Source organism: Streptomyces sp. NPDC057702, assembly GCF_042799315.1.
Lineage (GTDB): Bacteria > Actinomycetota > Actinomycetes > Streptomycetales > Streptomycetaceae > Streptomyces.
In genome coordinates, this window is sequence record NZ_JBHVJC010000003.1 from 21073 (window position 1) to 45934 (window position 24862).

The following is a 24862-nucleotide window of genomic DNA, read 5'->3' on the forward strand; positions in this document are numbered from 1 at the left end:
TGTTGCGACCCTTCAGGCGTGTTCATCGGCTCAGGACCTACCGAGTTCTTCGTCGAGCAGCGCGAGCAGCTCGTCCGCCGGCGCGGTGCGCGCGTCCGTGTGGGACTCGGCGGGTTCCGTGCGGGTGTGCGCCCCGTCCCACTGGGACAGCAGTGCGCGCAGGCGGGCACTGACGGCGGCGCTTTGCTGGTCATCCGGTGTCAGCAGGGACAGCGCGGATTCCAGGCGGTCTAGCTCGGTGTCGATGGTGGGCGCTCCGCCGCCCGGCAGCTCGTCGAGCACGTGCGCGGCCAGCGCGGCCGGCGTGGGGTGGTCGAAGACGAGGGTGGCGGTCAGGTTCAGTCCGGTGGTCGCGCCCAGGAGGTTGCGGAACTCGACCGCGGTGAGCGAGTCGAAGCCCAGTTCCTTGAACGCCCGGCCGGGCTCGACCAGCTTGGTGCCGTCGTGGCCGAGGACGGCGGCTGCCTGCTCGCGGACCAGGTCCAGCACGGCGCGTTCGCGCTCCGGCGCGGACAGTGCGGCGAGCTGGGTCGCCAGGTCGAGCGGGGCCGCCGTCTCGGTGGCGGTCGGAGCTCGGTGGGTGTCGACCAGTTCGCGCAGCAGGGGGCTGGGGCGTACGGAGGTGAAGGCCGGGGCGAAGACGTCCCAGTCGACGTCGGCGACCAGCACCGTCGGGTCACCCTGGCGTACGGCCTGGTCCAGTGCGGCCACCGCCCGCTCGGGTGCCATCGGGGCCAGGCCACGGCGGCGCAGGTGGTCGCCGAGTTGGCCTTCGACCATGCCGCCGCCACCCCACGGGCCCCAGGCGACGGCGGTGGCGGGCAGGCCGGCCTGGACGCGTCGTTCGGCGAGCGCGTCGAGGTAGGCGTTGGCCGCCGCGTAGTTGCCCTGTCCCGCGGCGCCGAACGTGCCCGACACCGAGGAGAAGAGGACGAACGCGGACAGGTCCAGGCCCCGGGTCAGCTCGTCGAGGTTGCGTGCCGCCTCGACCTTGGGGCGCAGGACGGCGGCGAGTCGGTCGCGGGTGAGGCCGGACAGGACGCCGTCGTCCAGGACGCCCGCCGCGTGGACGACGCCACTCAGCGGGTACTCGGCGGGTACCGAGGCCAGCAGCTCGGCCAGCGCGTCCCGGTCGGCGGCGTCACAGGCGGCGATCGTGACCCGGGCGCCCAGCGCGGACAGCTCGGCGCGCAGCTCTTCGGCGCCTTCGGCGGCCGGTCCGCGACGGCTGGTCAGCAGCAGGTGCTCGGCGCCCCTGGCGATCAGCCACTTGGCGACGTGCGCGCCGAGTGCGCCGGTGCCGCCGGTGACCAGCACAGTGCCGGTGGGGGCCCAGTCGCCGGTGCGGCGCGTGGTGCCACGGACGAGTCGGCGGGCGAACACCCCGCTGCCGCGGAGCGCGACCTGGTCCTCTTCGTGGGCGCCGGACAGGACGCCCGCGAGGCGGGCGCCGGAGCGCTCGTCCAGCGACTCGGGCAGGTCGACGAGACCGCCCCAGCGCTCGGGGTGTTCCAGTCCGACGACCCGGCCAAGGCCCCACACCATCGCCTGTTCGGGGCTTGCGGGTGTGTCGCTGCCGTTGGTGGCGACGCCGCCCCGGGTCGCGCACCACAGGGGCGCGGCGAGACCGGTGTCGCCGAGTGCCTGGACGAGGGCGAGGGTGGCGGCCAGGCCACCGGCGGGCAGCTCGGGGTCGAGCGCGAACAGCGACAGCACGCCCGCGACGGGTTCGCCGCTGGTCAGCAGGGCCGTGAGCGCGTCCCGGTCCGTCGCGTCGGCGGTCCGGAGGGGCAGGACGCGCGCGCCGTAGCGGCTGAGGGCGGTGGCGACGGGTTCCTCGCCGACACCGGACCGGCTGACCACGAGCCAGGTGCCGGTGAGGTTCGCGGCGGGTTCGGTGACCGGCTGCCAGGTGACGCGGTAGCGCCAGGCGTCGACGGCGGATGTCTCGGACTGGGCCCGCCGCCACGACGACAGTCGGGGCAGCACCGCGCCGATCGAGTCGTCGGGCGAGACCGCCAACTCTTCGGCCAGGTCGCCAAGGTCGCCGTCGGCGACAGCCGCCCAGAACCGCGCGTCGGCCGAGCCCGTGACATCACGGGTGGCTGTCTCGGCCAGGGTGGGCCAGAACCGTTGCCGTCGGAAGGCGTAGGTGGGCAGGTCCACGGAGGTGCCGCCGGTGGTCAGCTCGGACCAGTCGACGGCGACGCCGCGTACGTGCAGCTGGCCGGCGGCCGTGGTGAGCGCGAGCGCCTCGGGCCGGTCGCCGCGCAGGGCGGGTACGAACGTGGCGTCGGGCGCGCTCTCGCGGCCCAGGGCGGTGAGCACCCCGCCCGGCCCGACCTCCAGGAACACGTCCGTGCCCTGCTCGTGCAGCGTAGTGACGGCGTCGGCGAACCGCACGGCCTCGCGTACGTGGCGCACCCAGTACGCGGCCGATGTCAACTCTTCCTCGCTTGCCCGGGCGCCGGTCAGTGTGGAGACGATCGGGAGGCGCGGTGCGTGGAAGGTCACGCCGTCGAGTACGCGCCGGAACTCTTCCAACATCGGCTCCATCTGCGGCGAGTGGAAGGCGTGGCTGACGCGCAGCCGGGTCACCTTCCGCCCCGCCGTACGCCACCGCTCGGCGACCGTCTCCGCGTCCGTCGCCACACCCGAGACGACGACCGAGGTGGGACCGTTGATCGCGGCGATGCCGACGGTGGCGGGTAGCCCGGGCAGCACCTCGGTCTCGGTGGCCTGGATCGCGACCATCGCACCGCCCGTAGGCAGCGCCTGCATCAGGCGCCCGCGAGCCGACACCACGGCGGCGGCGTCGGCCAGCGACCACACGCCGGCCACGTGCGCGGCGGCCAACTCACCGATCGAGTGCCCGGCCAGCACGTCAGGACGTACACCCCAGGACTCCAGCAACCGGAACAACGCCACCTCGACCGCGAACAACGCCGGCTGGGTCACACCCGTCTCGTCCAGCGCCTCCGCGTCCCCGCCGAACAGCACGTCCAGCAGCGGCGTCTCCCGGTGAGTGTCGAGGTGGGAACAGACCGCGTCGAGCGCGTCGGCGAAGACCGGGAAGCGCACGTACAGCTCGCGCCCCATGCCCAGGCGCTGGGCGCCCTGGCCGGAGAACAGGAAGGCCAGCCGGTGCCCGGCGGCGACACCGGAGACCAGGCCGCTGCCCGTCCGTCCCGTGGCCAGCGCGCCCAGGGCGGTCAGCAGCCCGTCGCGGTCCTGCCCCACGACGACCGCCCGGTGGTCGAGGGCGGGCCGAGCGCCCGCCAGGGTGGCGGCCACGTCGAGCGGGTTCAGCTCGGGGTGCGCCACAAGGTGGGCGCGCAGCCGGTCGGCCTGTGCCCGGAGCGCGTCCTCGCCACGCCCCGAGACCAGCAGTGGCACGGGTCGCCCGGACGGGCGGGGGGTGGCCCGCGTCGCGACGGCCTCCGGCTCCGGGGCCTGCTCGATGATGGTGTGCGCGTTCGTACCGCTGAACCCGAACGACGAGACGCCGAACCGGCGCGGCCGGTCGCTCTGAGGCCAAGCCCGCGCCTCGGTGAGCAGCGCCACGTCACCAGCCGACCAGTCAACCTGCGGGGTGGGCTCGGCGACATGCAGCGCCTTGGGCAGCACACCGTGGCGCATCGCCATGACCATCTTGATCACGCCCGCGACACCGGCGGCGGCCTGGGTGTGACCGATGTTGGACTTCACCGAACCCAACCACAACGGCCGATCCGCCGGCCGGCCCTGCCCGTAGGTGGCCAACAGAGCCTGCGCCTCGATCGGATCACCCAACCTCGTCCCCGTACCATGCGCCTCCACCGCATCCACCTCAGTCGCCGACAGACCAGCGGAATCCAACGCGGCACGGATGACGCGCTGTTGAGAGGGACCGTTCGGCGCCGTCAGGCCGTTGGACGCGCCGTCCTGGTTGACCGCCGAACCACGGACGACCGCGAGCACTCGGTGGCCCGCGCGCCGCGCGTCGGACAGCCGTTCCAGGACGAGCATTCCCACGCCCTCACCCCAGCCGGTGCCGTCCGCGTCGGACGAGAACGCCCGGCACCGGCCGTCGGCGGACAACCCTCGTTGGCGGCTGAACTCCATGAACGCGCCCGGCGTCGACATCACCGTCACACCACCGGCCAGGGCCAGCGAGCACTCACCGGAGCGCAGCGCCTGCGCCGCCAGGTGCAGGGCCACCAGCGACGACGAGCAGGCCGTGTCCACGGTGACGGCGGGGCCTTCGAGTCCGAAGGTGTACGCGATCCGGCCGGAGACCACGCTGGCCGCGTTGCCTGTGCCGATGTAACCCTCGAAGCTCTCGTCGCTGGCCGCCAGCAGCGTGGCGTAGTCCTGCGTGTTGGAGCCGGTGAAGACCCCCACATCTCGGCCGCGCAGCGCGTTGGGGTCGATGCCCGCGCGCTCGAACGCCTCCCAGGACGTCTCCAGAAGCAACCGCTGCTGCGGGTCCATGGAGAGCGCCTCGCGTGGCGAGATCCCGAAGAACGCCGGGTCGAACTGGTCGGCGTCGTGCAAGAAGCCACCCTCGCGGGCGTAGGAGCTGCCGGCCCGCTCACCCGACGGGTCGTAGAGCGCGTCCAGGTCCCAGCCTCGGTTGGCCGGGAACTCGCCGATCGCGTCGACGCCGTCCAGCACCAGTTGCCACAGGTCCTCGGGCGAGCGCACACCACCGGGGTAGCGGCAGCTCATGCTGACGATCGCGATCGGCTCGTCGGTCGCCGAGGTCAGGGCCGCCCGGGTGACCGGCGTCGCGGCGGGCGCGCCGGCGAGCTCGGTACCGAGGTGGGCGGCGAGCGCGGCCGGGCTCGGGTGGTCGAAGACGAGCGTGGCGGGCAGTCGCAGTTCGGTGGCCGCGTTGAGGTGATTACGCAGCTCAACGGCGGTCAGCGAATCGAAGCCGAGCTCCTTGAACGCCCGGTCGGGTGCGATGGCCCGCGCCGACCCGTGCCCGAGAACCACGGCCGCGTGGCCGAGGACCAGATCGAGCAGGGCCTTGTCCCGCTCGGCCGCCGTCAGCCCCGCCAGCGACTGTGCCAGCGCCGACCCGGCAGCCGCGCCGGACTCGACAACCCGGCGCGCGGTGCCACGGACCAACCCACGCAGCAGATGCGCGATCGGCTGGGTACGTGCCTGCCGGCGCAGTACGGACAGGTCGAGCGGTACGGGTGCCAGCAGCGCCCGCCCCGTCGTACCCGCCGCGTCGAACAACGCCAACCCTTCAGCCGACCCCAGCGGAGTCACACCGCCTCGGGCCATGCGACGTACGTCGGCGTCATCCAGACCGCCAGCCATCCCCGCCGCGTCCGCCCACAAACCCCAGGCCAGCGAGGTGGCGGGCAGGCCCTGGGCACGCCGGTGCTGGGCCAACGCATCCAAGAAGGAGTTCGCCGCCGCGTAGTTACCCTGCCCCGGCCCGCCGAGCAGGCCCGCGACCGAGGAAAACAACACGAAGGCCGACAGATTCAGTTCGCGCGTCAGCTCGTGCAGATGCCAGGCCGCGTCGACCTTTGGCCGGAACACCCCATCAATCCGCTCCGGGGTCAGCGAACCAATCGTGCCGTCATCCAGTACGCCGGCCGTATGCACCACGGCCGTCACCGGGTGTTCGGCCAGCAGCATGGCCACAGCCTCCCGATCCGCCACATCACACGCGGCGAACGCCACCTTGGCACCCAACCCAACCAACTCCGCACCCAACGCCTCAGCACCCTCAGCCGCCACACCACGACGACTGACCAACAGCAGACTCCGCACACCACGCTCAACCACCAGATGCCGAGCCACCAACCCACCCAACGTCCCCGTCGCACCAGTCACCAACACTGGCCCCACACCAAAACCCGGATCATCGACTATCGCCTGCTCAGCCCGTACCAGACGCGGAACACTCACCACACCAGCCCGCACCGCCAACTGCGGCTCGTCCAAAGCCAACGCCCCAGCCAACACCCCTACCGATGCAGCCTCGTCATCCAGATCAACCAACACGATCCGATCCGGATTCTCCGACTGCGCCGAACGCACCAAACCCCACACAGCAGCCTGCGCGAGATCACGCACATCCTCGTCAGCCGACACGGCGACAGCACCACGCGTCAGCACGACCAGTCGGGTCGCGTCAGCCCGTTCGTCGGCCAACCAACCCCGCACGGTACGCAACGCCCAATGCGCCGCCTCATGCGCACCAGCCACCGGATCAGCGGCGGCGGCGAGTCCGACCGGGCACTCCGCCACGACGAAGTCAGGCAGCGGTGTCGACTCGGCCACGTCCGCCAACTCGCCCCACGCCACGGAAGGAACGCCACCCGCTCCCTCCGGCACCGTCAGCGGTACCCAGTCCACTCCGAACAGCGACCGCGCGTCCTGTCGCGAGAGCGCCGCCGTAGCCGGCTGGAACGTCAGCGAGTCGATCGAGGCCACGGGCGAACCGGCACCATCCGCGACCGTCAGCGATACGGCATCCGGCCCCACCAACGTCAGGCGTACGCGTAGGGCGGTCGCACCCGAGGCATGCAGGCGCACACCCGACCACGCGAACGGCAACCCGCTCAGGTCGTCGTCACCCCCGGCGAGCGCCAGCCCGGCCGCGTGCAGCGACGCGTCCAGGAGCGCCGGATGCAGACCGAACCCCTCGGCCCGCACCCCTTCCGGCAACACAACCTCGGCGTACGCCTCGCCACCCCTACGCCAAACAGTCCGCAATCCCTGGAACGCCGGCCCATACCCAAAACCACCCTCGGCCGCACGGTCGTAGTAGCCGTCCAGGTCAACGGCCTCGGCGTTCGTCGGCGGCCACTCCGCCAGGGCGGTTTGCTCGACGCGCTCACCGGCGCACAGCACGCCGGTGGCGTGGCGGGTCCACGCCGACCCGTCGTCGGCCCCACCCGTACTGGAGTGGACCGTCAGCTCGCGTCGGCCGGTCTCGTCCGCCGCTCCCACTCGCACCTGCACCCGAACCGAGCCCGCGTCGGGCAGGAGGAGCGGCGCCTCCAGCGTCAACTCCTCCACCAGATCACACCCGACCTGGTCACCAGCCCGCACCGCCAACTCCACGAACGCCGCACCCGACAGCACCACCGAACCGTGCACCACGTAGTCAGCCAGCCACGCATGGGCCTGGACCGACAAGCGCCCCGTCAGCAGCACGTCATCCGTACCAGCCAGCGCGACGGACGCGCCCAACAGCGGATGTTCCGCCGAACCGAGGCCCACCGCCGCGACGTCACCCATCAGCGACAGGGTGCTCAGCCAGTAGCGCTCGCGCTGGAAGGCGTACGTCGGCAGATCAACCCGCCGCGCCTCCGTGCCTGTGAAGAAGGCTTCCCAGCCCACCGGCACGCCGCGGACGTGCAACTTTCCAGCGGCCGAGATCGCGGCCACCGCCTCCGGGCGGTCACCCCGCAGCACCGGCACGAAGCCGGCGTCCGGCGCCATCTCCTGCCCCAGCGCCGAGAGTGTCCCACCCGGACCCACCTCGACAAACGTCCCCACACCCTCACCCACGAGAGTGGCCACCGCGTCAGCGAAGCGTACGGACTCGCGTACGTGCCGCACCCAGTACGCAGGCGACGTCAACTCTTCTTCCGATGCCCGCACACCCGTCAACGTGGAGACGATCGGGATCGTCGGCGTCGCGAATGCCACGCTTTCCAGAACCCGGCGGAAGTCCTCCAACATCGGGTCCATCAACGGCGAGTGGAAGGCGTGGCTGACGCGCAGGCGCGACACCTTACGACCAGCAGCACGCCACCGCTCCCCCACCGCCTCAGCCTGAGCCGTGTCGCCCGAGACCACTACCGACGACGGGCCGTTGACCGCCGCGATCCCCACATCCTCCGGCAGACCACCATCCGCGACCTCAGACTCGGACGCCTGGATGGCCACCATCGCTCCGCCAGCCGGCAACGCCTGCATCAACCCAGCACGTGCGGAGACAACCCTGGCGGCATCCGACAGGGACCACACACCAGCCACGTGCGCGGCAGCCAGCTCGCCAATCGAGTGCCCGGCCAGTACGTCAGGACGCACACCCCAGGACTCCAGCAACCGGAACAACGCCACCTCGACGGCGAACAACGCAGGCTGCGTCACACCCGTCTCGTTCAGCGCCTCCGTATCCTGGCCCAACAACACCTCTCGTACGGACGGGTCGAACTCACCCAACACCGCGTCCAACGCCTCACCGAACACCGGGAAACGAGCAGCCAGCTCACCACCCATCCCCAACCGCTGCGCACCCTGACCCGAGAACAGGAAACCCACCCGACCGGGCTCACCCACCACACCCGAAACCACGCCACCAGACACCTGGCCGTCAGCCAGAGCCTCCAGAGCCGCCAGGAACTCCGACCGGTCATCGGCGACCACCACCGCACGGTGCTCCAGCATGGCCCGGGAGGTAGCCAGCGCGCGGCCCACCTCCGCCATGCCCAGGTCCGCCGACTCGACCGCGAAGCCCGCGAGTCGCGCCGCCTGCCCCCGCAGCGCCTCGGCCGACTTGGCCGACAGCACCCACGGCACGGCACCGCCGTCGAACGCCGACTCTTCGGTGTCCGCCGGTTCCGCCGTCGTGGGTGCCTGCTCGACGATGGCGTGCGCGTTGGTGCCGCTCACACCGAACGACGAGATGCCCGCCCGCCGCGGCTGGTCCACCTCCGGCCAGGGTCGGGTCTCCGTCAACAGCGACACAGCGCCGGCTGACCAGTCCACATGCGAGGACGGCTCATCCACATGCAAGGTACGCGGCAACACACCATGCCGCATCGACATCACCATCTTGATCACACCCGCCACACCAGCAGCAGCCTGCGTATGACCAATATTCGACTTCACCGAACCCAACCACAGCGGACGGTCAGCCGCACGACCCTGCCCGTACGTGGCCAACAGCGCCTGCGCCTCGATCGGGTCACCCAACCTCGTCCCCGTACCATGCGCCTCCACCACATCCACCTCAGCCGCAGACAGCCCCGCACTCGCCAACGCCTGCCGAATCACCCGCTGCTGCGAGGGACCGTTGGGAGCGGTCAGACCGTTGGACGCGCCATCCTGGTTCACCGCCGAACCGCGCACGACAGCCAACACCTGGTGGCCGTTGCGGCGCGCATCCGACAACCGCTCCACCAGCAGCATGCCCACACCCTCACCCCAACCCGTACCATCCGCCGCGTCAGCGAACGCCTTGCACCGGCCGTCGGGTGCCAGTCCGCGCTGACGGCTGAACTCGATGAACGCACCCGGTGTCGACATCACCGTGACGCCACCGACCAGCGCCATCTCGCATTCGCCCTGGTGCAGAGCCTGACTCGCCCAGTGCAGGGCGACCAGCGACGACGAGCAGGCTGTGTCGACCGTGACGGCGGGGCCTTCGAGTCCGAACGTGTAGGAGAGCCGGCCGGAGATGACACTGGCGGCGTTGCCGGTGCCCGCGTACCCGTCGACGTTCTCCCGCGCCGCGAGCAGCAGCGCCGCGTAGTCCTGGCCGTTGGTGCCGATGAAGACGCCGGAGCGGCTGCCACGCATCGAGTCGGGGTCGATGCCCGCGCGCTCGAACGCCTCCCAGGACGTCTCCAGAAGCAACCGCTGCTGCGGGTCCATCGCCAAAGCCTCACGCGGCGAAATGCCGAAGAACGCCGGGTCGAACTCCGCCGCGCGGTCAAGGAAAGCACCCATACGGCTGTAGGTCGTGCCCGAGCTTTCGGGGTCGGGGTCGTAGAGCGACTCCGCGTCCCAGCCACGGTCGGTCGGGAAGTCACCCACCGCGTCCTCACCGTCGATCAGCAGGCGCCACAGGTCCTCGGGCGACTCGACCCCACCGGGAAAGCGGCAGCTCATGCCCACGATCGCGATCGGCTCGTCCGTGGCGATCACGGTGGGAGCACCGGCCGCGACAGCGACCGCCCCACCCAGCAGCTCCGTGCCCAGATACGTCGCGAGTGCGGCCGGGGTGGGGTAGTCGAAGACGAGCGTGGCGGGCAGGGCCAACTCGGTGGCACCGTTGAGGCGGTTACGTAGCTCGACCGAGCTGAGCGAGTCGAAGCCCAGATCCTTGAACGCCCGCTCCGGAGCGATGGCCTGCCCCGAGCCGTGCCCCAACACCACCGCCACGTGGCCCAACACGAGATCGAGCAGAGTCTTGTCCCGCTCGGCCGCCGTCAGCCCCGCCAGCGACTTCGCCAACGCCGAGCCGACCACGGCCCCGGCCTCGGCAGCCCGCCGCGCCACGCCGCGAACCAGGCCACGCCACAGGTGCGGGACAGGTTGCGTACGTGCCTGCCGGCGCAGTACCGGCAGGTCGAGCGGTACGGGTGCCAGCAGCGCCCGCCCCGTCGTACCCGCCGCGTCGAACAACGCCAACCCTTCAGCCGACCCCAGCGGAATCATCCCGCCTCGGGCCATGCGACGCACGTCGGCGTCGTCCAGACCGCCAGCCATCCCCGCCGCGTCCGCCCACAAACCCCAGGCCAGCGAGGTGGCGGGCAGGCCCTGGGCGCGCCGGTGCTGGGCCAGCGCGTCCAGGAAGGAGTTCGCCGCCGCGTAGTTACCCTGCCCCGGCCCGCCGAGCACACCGGAGATCGAGGAGAAGAGGACGAACACCGACAGGTTCAGGTCGCGGGTCAGCTCGTGCAGATGCCACGCGGCATCGACCTTCGGCCGGAACACCCCATCAATGCGCTCCGGGGTGAGCGAACCGATTGTGGCATCGTCCAGTACGCCGGCCGTGTGCACCACCGCCGTCACCGGATACTCAGCCAGCAACCCGGCCACAGCCTCCCGATCCGCCACATCACACGCGGCGAACGTCACCTCGGCACCCAGCCCCACCAACTCCGCACCCAACGTCTGAGCACCCTCAGCCGCCCCACCACGACGACTGACCAGCAACAGGCTCCGCACACCACGCTCAACCACCAAATGCCGGGCCACCAACCCACCCAACGTGCCCGTCGCACCAGTCACCAACACCGGACCCACACCAAAACCAGGATCCTCCACGGCGGACCGACTGACCCGGGCCAGACGCGGAACACTCACCACACCAGCCCGCACCGCCAACTGCGGCTCACCCAAAGCCAACGCCCCAGCCAACACCTCAACCGAAGCAACCTCACCATCCAGATCAACCAACACAATCCGACCCGGATTCTCCGACTGCGCCGAACGCACCAAACCCCACACAACAGCCTGCCCGAGACCACACACACCCTCATCGGCCGCTACAGCCACAGCACCACGCGTCACCACCACCAACCGCGCACCACTGAACCGCTCATCCGCCAACCAACCCCGCACGGTACGCAACGCCCAATGCGCCGCCTCATGCGCACCCACCACCGGATCAGCGGCGGCACCCGCCGGGCAGGACACCGCCACGAAGTCAGCCAGCACCGGTGACCCAGCAGCCTCCGCCAGCTCACTCCACTCGACCGACGGCAAGGCATCCCCAGCCGACGCAGCCGGCACCGGCACTGGCATCCAGTCCACGGCGAACAGCGCGTCACTCAGGCCGCCATTGGCCACCCCCGCCAGTTCCTCCGAGGACACCTCGCGTAGGGCCAGCGACTCCACCGATGCCACCGGTGCGCCCGCACCATCGGCAACCGCCAGCGACACACCCTCCGCACCAGCGGGCGACACCCGCACCCGAAGCACCCTCGCACCCGAGGCATACAACCGCACACCCGACCACGCGAACGGCAACCCGTCGAAGGAACCCTCGCTCCCACGCTCGCCCCGTGCCAGCCCGGCCGCGTGCAGCGACGCGTCCAGGAGCGCCGGATGCAGACCGAACCCCTCGGCCCGCACCCCTTCCGGCAACACAACCTCGGCGTACGCCTCGTCACCCCTACGCCAAACAGCACGCAATCCCTGGAACGCCGGCCCATACCCAAAACCACCCTCGGCCGCACGGTCGTAGAACCCCTCCAGGTCCACCACCTTCGCCCCAGCCGGCGGCCACTCCACCAACGACACCCCGGCGATGGGCTGGCCCTCAGTCAACACACCCGAGGCATGAAGCAACCACGTCTCGTCATGATCACCAGTGCTGGAGTACAGCCGCAGCTCACGCCGACCGGCCTCGTCCGCCGCGCCCACCCGCACCTGCACAGGCACCGAACCGGTCTCGGGCAGCACCAGCGGCGCCTCCAGCGTCAACTCCTCCACCAGATCACACCCGACCTGGTCACCAGCCCGCACCGCCAACTCCACGAACGCCGCACCAGGCAACACCACCGAACCGTGTACGACATAGTCAGCCAGCCACGCATGGGTGCGGATGGACAGGCGCCCGGTGAGCAACACCTCACCCGTACCGCCTACCGCCACCGCCGCGCCCAGCAACGGATGCTCGACCGGGCCGAGCCCCACCGCGCCGACATCGCCCGCCGCAGGCAGCGTCTCGGGCCAGTAGCGCTCGCGCTGGAAGGCGTACGTCGGCAGATCGACCCGCCGCGCGCCACCAGCGAAGAAGGCTTCCCAGCCCACCGGCACGCCGCGGACGTGCAACTGTCCAGCGGCCGAGATCGCGGCCACAGCCTCCGGGCGGTCACCCCGCAGCACCGGCACGAAGCCGGCGTCCGGCGCCGTCTCCTGCCCCAGCGCCGACAACGTCCCACCCGGCCCCACCTCGACAAACGTCCCCACACCCTCACCCACGAGAGTGGCCACCGCGTCAGCGAAACGGACAGACTCGCGCACGTGCCGCACCCAGTACGCGGCCGAGCTCAACTCCTCGACGGTCGCCCGCGCACCCGTCAACGTGGAGACGATCGGAATCGTCGGCGCCGCGTACGACACACCCTCCAGAACCCGCCGGAACTCCTCCAACATCGGATCCATCAACGGCGAATGGAACGCATGGCTCACCCGCAGCCGCGACACCTTACGCCCAGCCGCACGCCACCGCTCCCCCACCGCCTCGGCCTGGACGGCATCACCCGAGACCACCACCGACGACGGCCCGTTGACCGCCGCGATCCCCACACCCTCAGGCAGACCACCCCCCGCGACCTCAGACTCAGACGCCTGGACCGCGACCATCGCCCCACCGGACGGCAACGCCTGCATCAACCCAGCACGAGCCGACACCACCCGGGCCGCATCCGACAACGACCACACACCAGCCACATGCGCCGCAGCCAACTCACCAATCGAGTGCCCGGCCAACACGTCAGGACGCACACCCCACGACTCCAACAACCGGAACAACGCCACCTCAACCGCGAACAACGCAGGCTGCGTCACGCCCGTCCCGTTCAACGCATCGGCGTCCTGGCCAGACAGCACCTCCCGCACACGCGGATCGAACTCACCCAGCACCGCGTCCAACGCCTCAGCGAACACCGGGAAACGCGCCGCCAGCTCACGCCCCATGCCCAACCGCTGCGCACCCTGACCCGAGAACAGGAAGCCCACCCGACCGGGCTCACCCACCACGCCCGAAACCACGCCACCGGACACCTGGCCCTCGGCCACAGCCTCCAGAGCCGCCAGGAACTCCGACCGATCGCCGGCAACCACCACCGCACGATGGTCGAGCGTCGAGCGCGATGTGGCCAGCGAGTAGCCGACGTCCACGACCACGTGCTCGCGAGCCACGGTCACCAGGCGCTGGGCTTGGCCGCGCAGGGCGTCCGCGTCGTTGGCCGACAGCACCCACGGCACCAGGTTGTCCCGGGTGCGGGCTTCGGGTACGGCCTCGGGTTCGACAGCCTCCGGCTCCGGAGCCTGCTCGATGATGGTGTGCGCGTTCGTGCCACTGAACCCGAACGACGACACACCCGCCCGCCACGGCCCGCTGGCCTCGGGCCAGGAACGAGTCTCCGTCAACAGCGACACAGCGCCGGCTGACCAGTCCACATGCGAGGACGGCTCATCCACATGCAAGGTACGCGGCAGCACACCATGCCGCATCGACATCACCATCTTGATCACACCCGCCACACCAGCAGCAGCCTGCGTATGACCAATATTCGACTTCACCGAACCCAACCACAACGGACGGTCAGCCGCACGACCCTGCCCGTACGTGGCCAACAGCGCCTGCGCCTCGATCGGGTCACCCAACCTCGTCCCCGTACCATGCGCCTCCACCACATCCACCTCAGACGCAGACAGCCCCGCACTCACCAACGCCTGCCGAATCACCCGCTGCTGCGAGGGACCATTAGGAGCGGTCAGACCGTTGGACGCGCCATCCTGGTTCACCGCCGAACCCCGCACCACCGCCAACACCTGGTGGCCGTTGCGGCGCGCGTCCGACAACCGCTCCACCAGCAACATGCCCACACCCTCACCCCAACCCGTACCATCCGCCGCATCAGCGAACGCCTTACACCGACCATCCAAAGCCAACCCACGCTGACGGCTGAACTCGATAAACGCACCCGGCGTCGACATCACCGTCACACCGCCCGCCAGGGCCATCGAGCACTCACCGGTGCGCAGGGCCTGCACGGCCAGGTGCAGCGCGACCAGCGAGGACGAGCACGCGGTGTCGACCGTGACCGCCGGGCCCTCGAAGCCGAAGGTGTACGACAGCCGACCCGAGGCGACACTGGCCGCGTTACCGGTCGCGACATAGCCACCCACATCCTCGGCGGCCCCACCCAGCACCAGTCCGTAGTCCTGCACGTTCGAGCCGACGAACACCCCCACCCGCTCGCCGCGCAACGACGCCGGATCGACCCCGGCCCGCTCGAACGCCTCCCAGGACGTCTCAAGGAGCAACCGCTGCTGCGGGTCCATCGCCAACGCCTCACGCGGCGAGATGCCGAAGAACCCGGCGTCGAAGCCGCTCACATCGGAGAGAAACGCCCCCGAGCGCGAGTACGAGGTACCCACCCCGTCCGGGTCGGGGTCGTACAGGGCCTCCAGGTCCCAGCCTCGGTCGGTCGGGAAGTCCGACACCGCGTCCTTGCCCGACACCAGTACCTGCCACAGGTCCTCGGGGCTGGCCACGCCGCCGGGATAGCGGCAGGCCATCGACACGATCGCGATCGGGTCGTCGGTGGCGCCGACGACCGTGCTCGGAGCGGCGGAGGCTGGGACCTCGCTGGTTCCCGCGAGTTCGGTGCGGAGATACGCCGCCAACACCGCCGCGTTCGGATAGTCGAAGACCAACGTCGCCGGCAAAGCAACACCCGTCACCTCACTCAACCGCGAACGCAACTCCATCGCCGTCAGCGAATCAAAACCCAACTCCCTAAACGCCCTCGTCGCCGACAACACCTCACCCGACACATACCCCAACACCGCCGCAGCCTCAAACCGCACCAACTCCGTCAACCGCCACTCCTGCTCACCCACCCCCAACCCAACCAACCCCTCAGCCCACACCGACGCGACCTGACCAACCCCAGACTCCTCGAACAACACACGCACCTGCGGCAGTTCACCCAACAACGCACTAGAACGCTGAGACATAAACGTCCCCGCGAACCGCTCCCAATCCACATCCGCGACAACAACGTCCACGTCACCCCGCTCCAACGCCGACGCCAAACCAACGACAGCCACCGCCGGGGCCATCGCCGACAAGCCCCGACGTCGCAGTTGACCCGCCGCGTCCTGCCCGGCGTTCGCGACCATGCCACCGTCGGCCCACGGCCCCCAGGCGACGGCAGTGGCAGCCAGCCCCGCAGCACGTCGGTGGGCGGCGAGCGCGTCCAGGTAGGCGTTGGCGGCGGCGTACGCACCCTGACCGCCACTGCCCCAGATGCCCGCGATGGACGAGAAGAGCACGAACGCGTCCAACGGCGTCTCACCCAACAACTCGTGCAGGTTCCGCGCCCCATCCACCTTCGCCGCCAACACATCGGCGAACTCGGTGAGGTCGGAGGGATCGAGGTCGGCGAGCGGCGGCGAGCGCTCGACGCCCGCCGCGTGGACGACTCCCGTGATCGGGAACTCGGCGGGTACCGAGGCCAGCAACTCCGCCAACGCGTTCCGGTCGGCGACGTCACAGGCCGCGATGGTCACCCGAGCGCCCAGCGCGGTCAGCTCCGCACGCAACTCTTCAGCACCCTCGGCTTCCAACCCACGCCGGCTGGTCAGCAGCAGATGCTCGGCGCCCCTGGCGATCAGCCACCTGGCGACGTGCGCGCCGAGCGCACCGGTGCCGCCGGTGACCAGTACGGTGCCGCGCGGCGTCCAACCAGCGCGAGCGGCGGAAGCACCCATCGGCGCGGGTAGCAGCCGGCGCCCCCACATCTCGCCACCGCGCAACGCCAACTGGTCCTCGCCCCCGGCACCGGCAAGCGCCGACGCCAGCAGATCGCCCGCCGCGTCGTCGCACGTCTCGGGCAGGTCCACCAGGCCGCCCCAGCGCCCCGGGTACTCCAAGGCGGCCACCCGGCCAAGTCCCCACACGACCGACTGCTCGAAACCGGCCACCGTGTCGTCGGCCCCGACCGACACCGCACCCGAGGTCACGCACCACAACCGCGCCGAACCCGCCGCCTCATCCAACGCCCGCAGCAAGCCGACCGTGGCACCCACGCCGACAGGCACGGTCGCCGCTCCAGCATCCGCCAGTCCCAGCAGCGACACCACACCACGCAACTCAGCCACGTCGGACAGCTCCGCTGCCCAATCCACCGCGGCCGGGTCCACCCACAGCACCCGCGCATCGGCACCCGCACGCGCCAGCGCGTCGCGAACCCACTCGGCCCGCGACTCACCCGCGGTCGCCACCACACACCAGGCGCCTTCCAGCGGCCGACCCTCGACAGCCAGCGAACGCCAACCGATCCGATACCGCCAGCCCTCCACGGCGGCCCGACCCTGCTGCTCCCGGCGCCAGGCGGACAGCCTCGGCAGCACGGCACTCAGCGGGTCGTCGGACGACACGTGCAGCGTACGGGCGAAGTGGTCCAGGTCGCCTTCCTCAACGACCTCCCAGAACCGCGCCTCTTCCGGCGACGTCCGCTCGGTACGCCCGTGCGCCGGTGCGTCCAGCCAGTAGCGCTCGCGCTGGAAGGCGTACGTCGGCAGGTCGACCCGCCGTGCACCGCTCCCGGCGAAGAACGCCGCCCAGTCCACCGAAACCCCACGCACATGAACCCTGCCGAGCGCCGAGACCAACGCCAACTCTTCCGAACGGTCTCCACGCAACACCGGCACGAAACCGGCGTCCGGCGCCGTCTCCTGCCCCAGAGCCGACAACGTCCCACCCGGCCCCACCTCGACGAAGGTGGTCACGCCCTCGTCCGCGAGGGCGGACACGGCGTCGGCGAAGCGTACGGACTCCCGAACGTGCCGCACCCAGTACGCGGGTGACGTCAGCTCCTCCTCCGACGCCCGCACACCCGTCAATGTGGAAACGATCGGAATCGTCGGCGCCGCGTACGACACACCCTCCAGAACGCGCCGGAACTCCTCCAACATCGGGTCCATCAACGGCGAATGGAACGCATGGCTGACGCGCAGGCGCGACACCTTGCGGCCGGCCGCACGCCACCGCTCAGCCACAGCCTCAGCCTGAACCGCGTCACCCGAGACCACCACCGAGGACGGGCCGTTGACCGCCGCGATCCCCACACCCTCCGGCAGCCCGCCTTCCGCGACCTCGGCCTCGGACGCCTGGACCGCCACCATCGCCCCACCGGACGGCAACGCCTGCATCAACCCAGCACGCGCCGAGACAACCTTGGCAGCATCCGACAGGGACCACACGCCGGCCACATGCGCCGCAGCCAACTCGCCAATCGAGTGCCCGGCCAGCACGTCAGGACGCACACCCCAGGACTCCAGCAACCGGAACAGGGCCACCTCGACCGCGAACAACGCAGGCTGCGTCACACCCGTCTCGTTCAACGCCTCCGCGTCGTCGCCAGACAACACCTCACGCACGGACGGGTCGAACTCACCCAACACCGCGTCCAACGCATCAGCGAACACCGGGAAACGAGCAGCCAGCTCACCACCCATCCCCAACCGCTGCGCACCCTGACCCGAGAACAGGAAACCCAGGGCCCCGGTGGTAGCTGCGCCCGTGATCACGCCTGCTGGCTGGGCGCCTTCGGCCAGTGCCGTCAACGCCGCCTGTCGGGACTCGGCATCTACCGCGACCACCACCGCACGCTGGTCCAACACCGCACGCGACGACACCAACGAGAAACCCACATCCACCGGGTCAAGACCCGCCGTACCCGACGCAAGACGCCCCGCCTGCGCGCGCAACGCCTGCACACTGCGCCCCGACACCACCCACGGCACGACACCCGCACGCACCGACCCGGGGGCGACCTCAAGCTCACCCGAGACCTCCGGTTCGGGAGCCTGCTCGATGATGGTGTGCGCGTTCGTCCCGCTCACGCCAAACGACGACACGCCCGCCCGACGCGACCGCCCCACCACCGGCCACGGCCGAGACTCCGCCAACAACTCCACCGCACCAGCCGACCAGTCCACATGCGACGACGGCTCAGTGACATGCAGCGTCCTGGGCAGCATGCCGTGCCGCATCGCCATGACCATCTTGATCACACCCGCCACACCAGCAGCCGCCTGGGTGTGACCGATGTTCGACTTCACCGAACCCAACAGCAGCGGCTCACCGGTGCGGTCCTGCCCGTACGTGGCCAACAGTGCCTGGGCCTCGATCGGGTCACCCAGCGCGGTGCCTGTGCCGTGCGCCTCCAGGGCGTCCACATCCGCCGGCTCCAGCCCCGCACTGGCCAGGGCCTGGCGGATCACCCGCTGCTGAGAGGGCCCGTTGGGCGCGGTCAAACCGTTGGACGCACCATCCTGGTTCACCGCCGAACCACGCACCACCGCCAACACCTGATGACCCTTGCGCTGAGCATCGGAGAGCCGCTCCACCAACAGCACCCCCACACCCTCACCCCAACCCGTGCCATCAGCACTGTCAGAAAACGCCTTACACCGACCATCAGGCGCCAACCCACGCTGCCGACTGAACTCGATAAACGAACCAGGCGTCGACATCACCGTCACACCGCCCGCGAGCGCCATCTCGCACTCACCCGACCGCAACGCCTGCGCGGCCAGATGCAGGGCGACCAGGGACGAGGAGCACGCGGTGTCCACCGTGACCGCCGGCCCCTCGAAGCCGAAGGTGTACGACAGCCGACCGGAGATGACACTGGCCGAGATACCCGTACCGGCGTAACCCTCCACACTCTCCTGCGCCGCCATCAACAACGCCATGTAGTCCTGACCGTTGGTCCCGACGAACACACCGGAGCGGCTGCCACGCAACGAGGTCGGGTCGATCCCGGCCCGCTCGAAGACCTCCCAGGACGTCTCCAGGAGCAACCGCTGCTGCGGATCCATCGCCAACGCCTCACGCGGCGAGATCCCGAAGAACCCAGGATCGAACTCGGGCGCGTCGTGTAGGAACCCACCCTCCCGCGCGTACGTGGTGCCCAAGCGCTCCGGGTCGGGGTCGTAGAGCGACTCCACGTCCCAGCCACGGTTCGTCGGGAAGTCACCCACCGCGTCGCCGCCGTCGACCAGCAGGCGCCACAGGTCCTCGGGCGACTCGACCCCACCGGGGAAGCGGCAGCTCATGCCCACGATCGCGATCGGCTCGTCACTCACGGCGGTCACGGCCGCGTCGGTGTCACCCGCGAGAGCGGAGGCACCCGCGAGTTCCCCGCTGAGATAGCCGACGAGTGCGGCCGGGGTGGGGTAGTCGAAGACGAGCGTGGCGGGCAGGGCCAGCTCGGTGGCACCGTTGAGGCGGTTGCGCAGCTCGACCGAGCTGAGCGAGTCGAAGCCCAGGTCCTTGAACGCCCGCTCCGGAGCGATGGCCTGCCCCGAGCCGTGTCCGAGCACGGCGGCCACATGGCCGAGTACGAGGTCGAGCAGGGCCTTGTCCCGCTCGGCCGCCGTCAACCCCGTCAACGACCGTGCCAGCGCCGAGCCCACCACGACCCCGGACTCGGCGGCCCGCCGCGCAGGCCCCCGAACCAGCCCACGCAACAGGTGCGGAACAGGCTGGGTACGCGCCTCACGTCGCGACACCGACAGGTCCAGCGGCACGGGCACCAGCAGCGCACGCCCCGTCGAACCCGCGGCGTCGAACAGCGCCAGTCCCTGGGCCGACCGCAGGGGCACCAGGCCGCCCCGTGTCATGCGTCGTACGTCGGCCTCGTCGAGTTGGCCCGTGATGCCACTGGCCTGCGCCCACAGACCCCAGGCCAACGAGGTGGCGGGCAAGCCCTGGGCGCGCCGGTGCTGGGCCAACGCATCCAGGAACGCGTTGGCCGCCGCGTAGCTACCCTGCCCCGGCCCACCAAACACACCAGCCGCCGAAGAGAACAACACAAACGCCGACAAGTCCAGATCGCGAGTCAGCTCGTGCAGATGCCACGCGGCATCAACCTTCGGCCCAAACACCCCATCAATACGCTCCGGAGTCAGCGAACCAATCGTGGCATCGTCCAGTACGCCGGCCGTGTGCACCACAGCCGTCACCGGATGCTCGGCCAGCAACCCAGCCACAGCCTCCCGATCCGCCACATCACACGCGGCGAACGTCACCTCGGCACCCAGCCCCACCAACTCCGCGCCCAACGCCTGAGCACCCTCAGCCGCCCCACCACGACGACTGACCAGCAACAGGCTCCGCACACCACGCTCAACCACCAAATGCCGGGCCACCAACCCACCCAACGTCCCCGTCGCACCAGTCACCAACACCGGACCCACACCAAAACCAGGATCCTCGACCACAGACCGCCCAGCCCGCACCAGACGCGGAACACTCACCACACCAGCCCGCACCGCCAACTGCGGCTCACCCAAAGCCAACGCCCCAGCCAACACCTCAACCGAAGCAACCTCACCATCCAGATCAACCAACACAATCCGACCCGGATTCTCCGACTGCGCCGAACGCACCAAACCCCACACAACAGCCTGCCCCAGACCACACACACCCTCATCAGCTGCTACGGCCACCGCACCACGCGTCACCACCACCAGGCGTGACGCGCTGAACCGCTCATCCGCCAACCAACCCCGCACGGTACGCAACGCCCAATGCGCCGCCTCATGCGCACCCACCACCGCGTCGGCCCCGTCACGGGCAACAACCGGGCACTCCACCGCGACGAAACCAGACAACTCCGCCTGGCCGGTCATCGCCTCCAGGTCGTCCCACCGCACCGGCAGCTCGCCGGCCACGGCTGAGGCAATCGGCACGGGCACCCAGTCGATGCCGAACAGCGCGTCGCCCAGGCCGTCGCCGGCCGCTCCGGCCAGCTCCCCGGCCGTCACCTCGCGCAGGGTCAGCGACTCCACCGATGCCACCGGTGCGCCCGTACCATCGGCAACCGCCAGCGACACACCCTCCACACCACCGGGCAACACCCGCACCCGAAGCACCCTCGCGCCCGAGGCGTACAACCGCACACCCGACCACGCGAACGGCAACCTAGCGGCGTCTCCGTCGATCAGGCCGGCCGTCTGTGCCGCCGCGTCCAGCAGTGCGGGGTGCAGGCCGAAGCCGTCCACGCTCACACCGTCGGGCGCGACCACCTCGGCGTACATCTCGTCGCCCTTACGCCAGGCAGCCCGCAACCCCTGGAGCGCCGGCCCATACCCGAAACCGCCCTCGGCCGCACGGTCGTAGAACCCTTCCAGGTCCACCACCTTCGCCCCAGCCGGCGGCCACTCCACCAACGACACCCCGGCCGTACGCTCACCCTCAGCCAGCACACCCGAGGCGTGGCGCGACCACACCCCGTCGCCCTCACCCGCACTGGAGTACAAGCCCAGCTCGCGCCGGCCGGTCGCGTCCGCCGCTCCCACCCATACCTGCACCCGCACCGAACCGGTCTCGGGCAGGAGGAGCGGCGCCTCCAGCGTCAACTCCTCCACCAGATCACACCCGACCTGGTCACCAGCCCGCACCGCCAACTCCACGAACGCCGCGCCCGACAGCACCACCGAACCGTGCACCACGTAGTCAGCCAGCCACGCATGGGTCTGAACCGACAAGCGCCCCGTCAGTAGCACGCCATCCGTGTCACCCACTGCGACGGACGCGCCCAACAACGGGTGCTCCACCGAGCCGAGGCCGAGCATCGCGACGTCACCGGCGACAGGCGGCGTATCGAGCCAGTAGCGCTCACGCTGGAAGGCGTACGTCGGCAGATCAACTCGCCGCGCCCCACTCCCAGCGAAGAACGCCGCCCAGTCCACCGAAGCCCCACGCACATGAACCTCAGCCAGAGCCGAGACCAGCGCCAACTCTTCCGAACGATCCGCCCGCAAAGCCGGTACGAAGCCGGCATCCGGCGCCGTCTCCTGCCCCAGAGCCGAGAGTGTCCCACCCGGCCCCACCTCGACAAACGTCCCCACACCCTCGTCCACGAGGGCGGACACGGCGTCAGCGAAACGGACGGACTCGCGCACATGGCGCACCCAGTACCCGGCCGACATCAACTCTTCAGCCGAAGCCAGCTGACCGGTCAGCGTGGAGACGATCGGGATCGTCGGCGCCGCGCACGACACGCTCTCCAGGACCCGACGGAACTCCTCCAACATCGGATCCATCAACGGCGAATGGAACGCGTGGCTGACCCGCAGCCGGGAGGTCTTCCGCCCCGCCTCACGCCAGTGCTCCGCAACCCGCTCCACCGCAGCAGCGTCACCCGAGACCACCACCGACGACGGCCCGTTGACCGCCGCGATCCCCACACCCTCCGGCAGACCACCCCCCGCGACCTCAGACTCAGACGCCTGAACCGCCACCATCGCCCCACCGGACGGCAACGCCTGCATCAACCCAGCACGCGCCGACACCACCCGGGCAGCATCCGACAACGACCACACACCCGCCACATGCGCCGCAGCCAACTCACCAATCGAATGCCCAGCCAACACGTCAGGACGCACACCCCACGACTCCAACAACCGGAACAACGCCACCTCAACCGCGAACAACGCAGGCTGCGTCACACCCGTCTCGTTCAACGCCTCCGCGTCCTGGCCAGACAACACCTGCCGCACACGCGGGTCGAACTCACCCAACACCGCGTCCAGCGCGTCGGCGAACACCGGGAAACGCGCCGCCAGCTCACGCCCCATCCCCAATCGCTGCGCACCCTGGCCCGAGAACAGAAAACCCACCAGCCCGGCAACGGGCGAGCCCGTGATCACGGCTGCCGGCTGGGCGCCCTCGGCCAGTGCCGTCAACGCCGCCTGTCGGGACTCGGCATCCGCCGCGACCACCACCGCACGCTGGTCCAACACCGCACGCGAGGACACCAACGAGAAACCCACATCCACCGGATCAAGACCCACGGTACCCACCGCAAGACGACCCGCCTGCGCGCGCAACGCCTCCACACTCCGACCCGACACCACCCACGGCACCACGCCACCGGGGGTGGCCTTCGCCACGGGCTCAGCGTCCGAGACCTCAGGCTCCGGAGCCTGCTCGATGATCGTGTGGGCGTTCGTCCCACTCACGCCAAACGACGACACACCCGCCCGACGCGACCGCCCCACCACCGGCCACGGCCGAGACTCCGCCAACAACTCCACCGCACCAGCCGACCAGTCCACATGCGACGACGGCTCAGTGACGTGCAGGGTGTGGGGCAGCACGCCCTGGCGGATGGCCATGACCATCTTGATGACTCCGGCGACACCGGCCGCCGCCTGGGTGTGACCGATGTTGGACTTGATCGAGCCCAGCCACAACGGCTCGCCAGTACGGTCCTGCCCGTAGGTGGCCAGCAGCGCCTGCGCCTCGATGGGGTCACCCAGGGTGGTGCCGGTGCCGTGCGCCTCGACGGCGTCCACATCGGAGGAGGTCAGGCCGGCGCTGGCCAGGGCCTGCCGGATCACCCGCTGCTGGGAGGGACCGTTGGGCGCGGTCAGACCGTTGGACGCACCATCCTGGTTGACAGCCGAACCGCGCACCACCGCCAACACCTGATGACCCTTGCGCTGAGCGTCGGAGAGCCGCTCCACCAGCAGCACCCCAACACCCTCACCCCAACCCGTGCCATCAGCACTGTCAGAAAACGCCTTACACCGACCATCGGGCGCCAACCCACGCTGCCGACTGAACTCGATAAACGAACCAGGCGTCGACATCACCGTCACACCGCCGACCAGGGCCATCTCGCACTCGCCCTTGTGCAGTGCCTGCACGGCCAGGTGCAGCGCGACCAACGAGGACGAGCACGCGGTGTCCACCGTGACCGCCGGCCCCTCCAGACCGAAGGTGTACGACAGCCGACCGGAGATGACACTGGCCGAGATACCCGTACCGGCGTAACCCTCCACACTCTCCTGCGCCGCCATCAACAACGCCATGTAGTCCTGGCCGTTGGTCCCGATGAAGACGCCAGAGCGGCTGCCGCGTACCGAGGAGGGGTCGATCCCGGCCCGCTCGAACGCCTCCCAGGACGTCTCCAGAAGCAACCGCTGCTGCGGGTCCATCGCCAACGCCTCACGCGGCGAGATCCCGAAGAACCCGGGGTCGAACTCGGGGGCGCCGCGCAGGAACGCGCCCTCGTGGGCGTAGGTGGTGCCCAGGTGCTCCGGGTCGGGGTCGTAGAGCGACTCCACGTCCCAGCCACGGTCGGTGGGGAACTCGGAGACCGTGTCCACGCCGGACTCGACAAGACGCCACAGGTCCTCGGGCGACTCGACCCCACCGGGGAAGCGGCAGCTCATGCCCACGATCGCGATCGGCTCGGTGGCCTTGTCCTCGACCTCGCGGAGCCGTTGCTTGGTCTGCCGCAGGTCCGCGGTCAGGCGCTTCAGGTAGTCGAGGACCTTGTCGTCGTTCGACATGTGCGTGCTTACCCCTCTTGGGTGAGAGTTCGTACTCGTGGTGATGAGAGTCCGT

The 24862-nt window shown here is 70.1% G+C and carries 1 protein-coding gene; it reads right to left on the reverse strand.

Annotated features, from left to right (window positions below; translation table 11 throughout):
* Positions 1–30 precede the first annotated feature (30 nt).
* The gene (locus ACFVFR_RS02700) at positions 31–24807 is read right to left on the reverse strand and encodes a type I polyketide synthase (protein WP_383697417.1); all 24777 of its coding nucleotides are present in this window, start codon (positions 24805–24807) and stop codon (positions 31–33) included.
* Between the last annotated feature and the right edge of the window lie 55 nt (positions 24808–24862).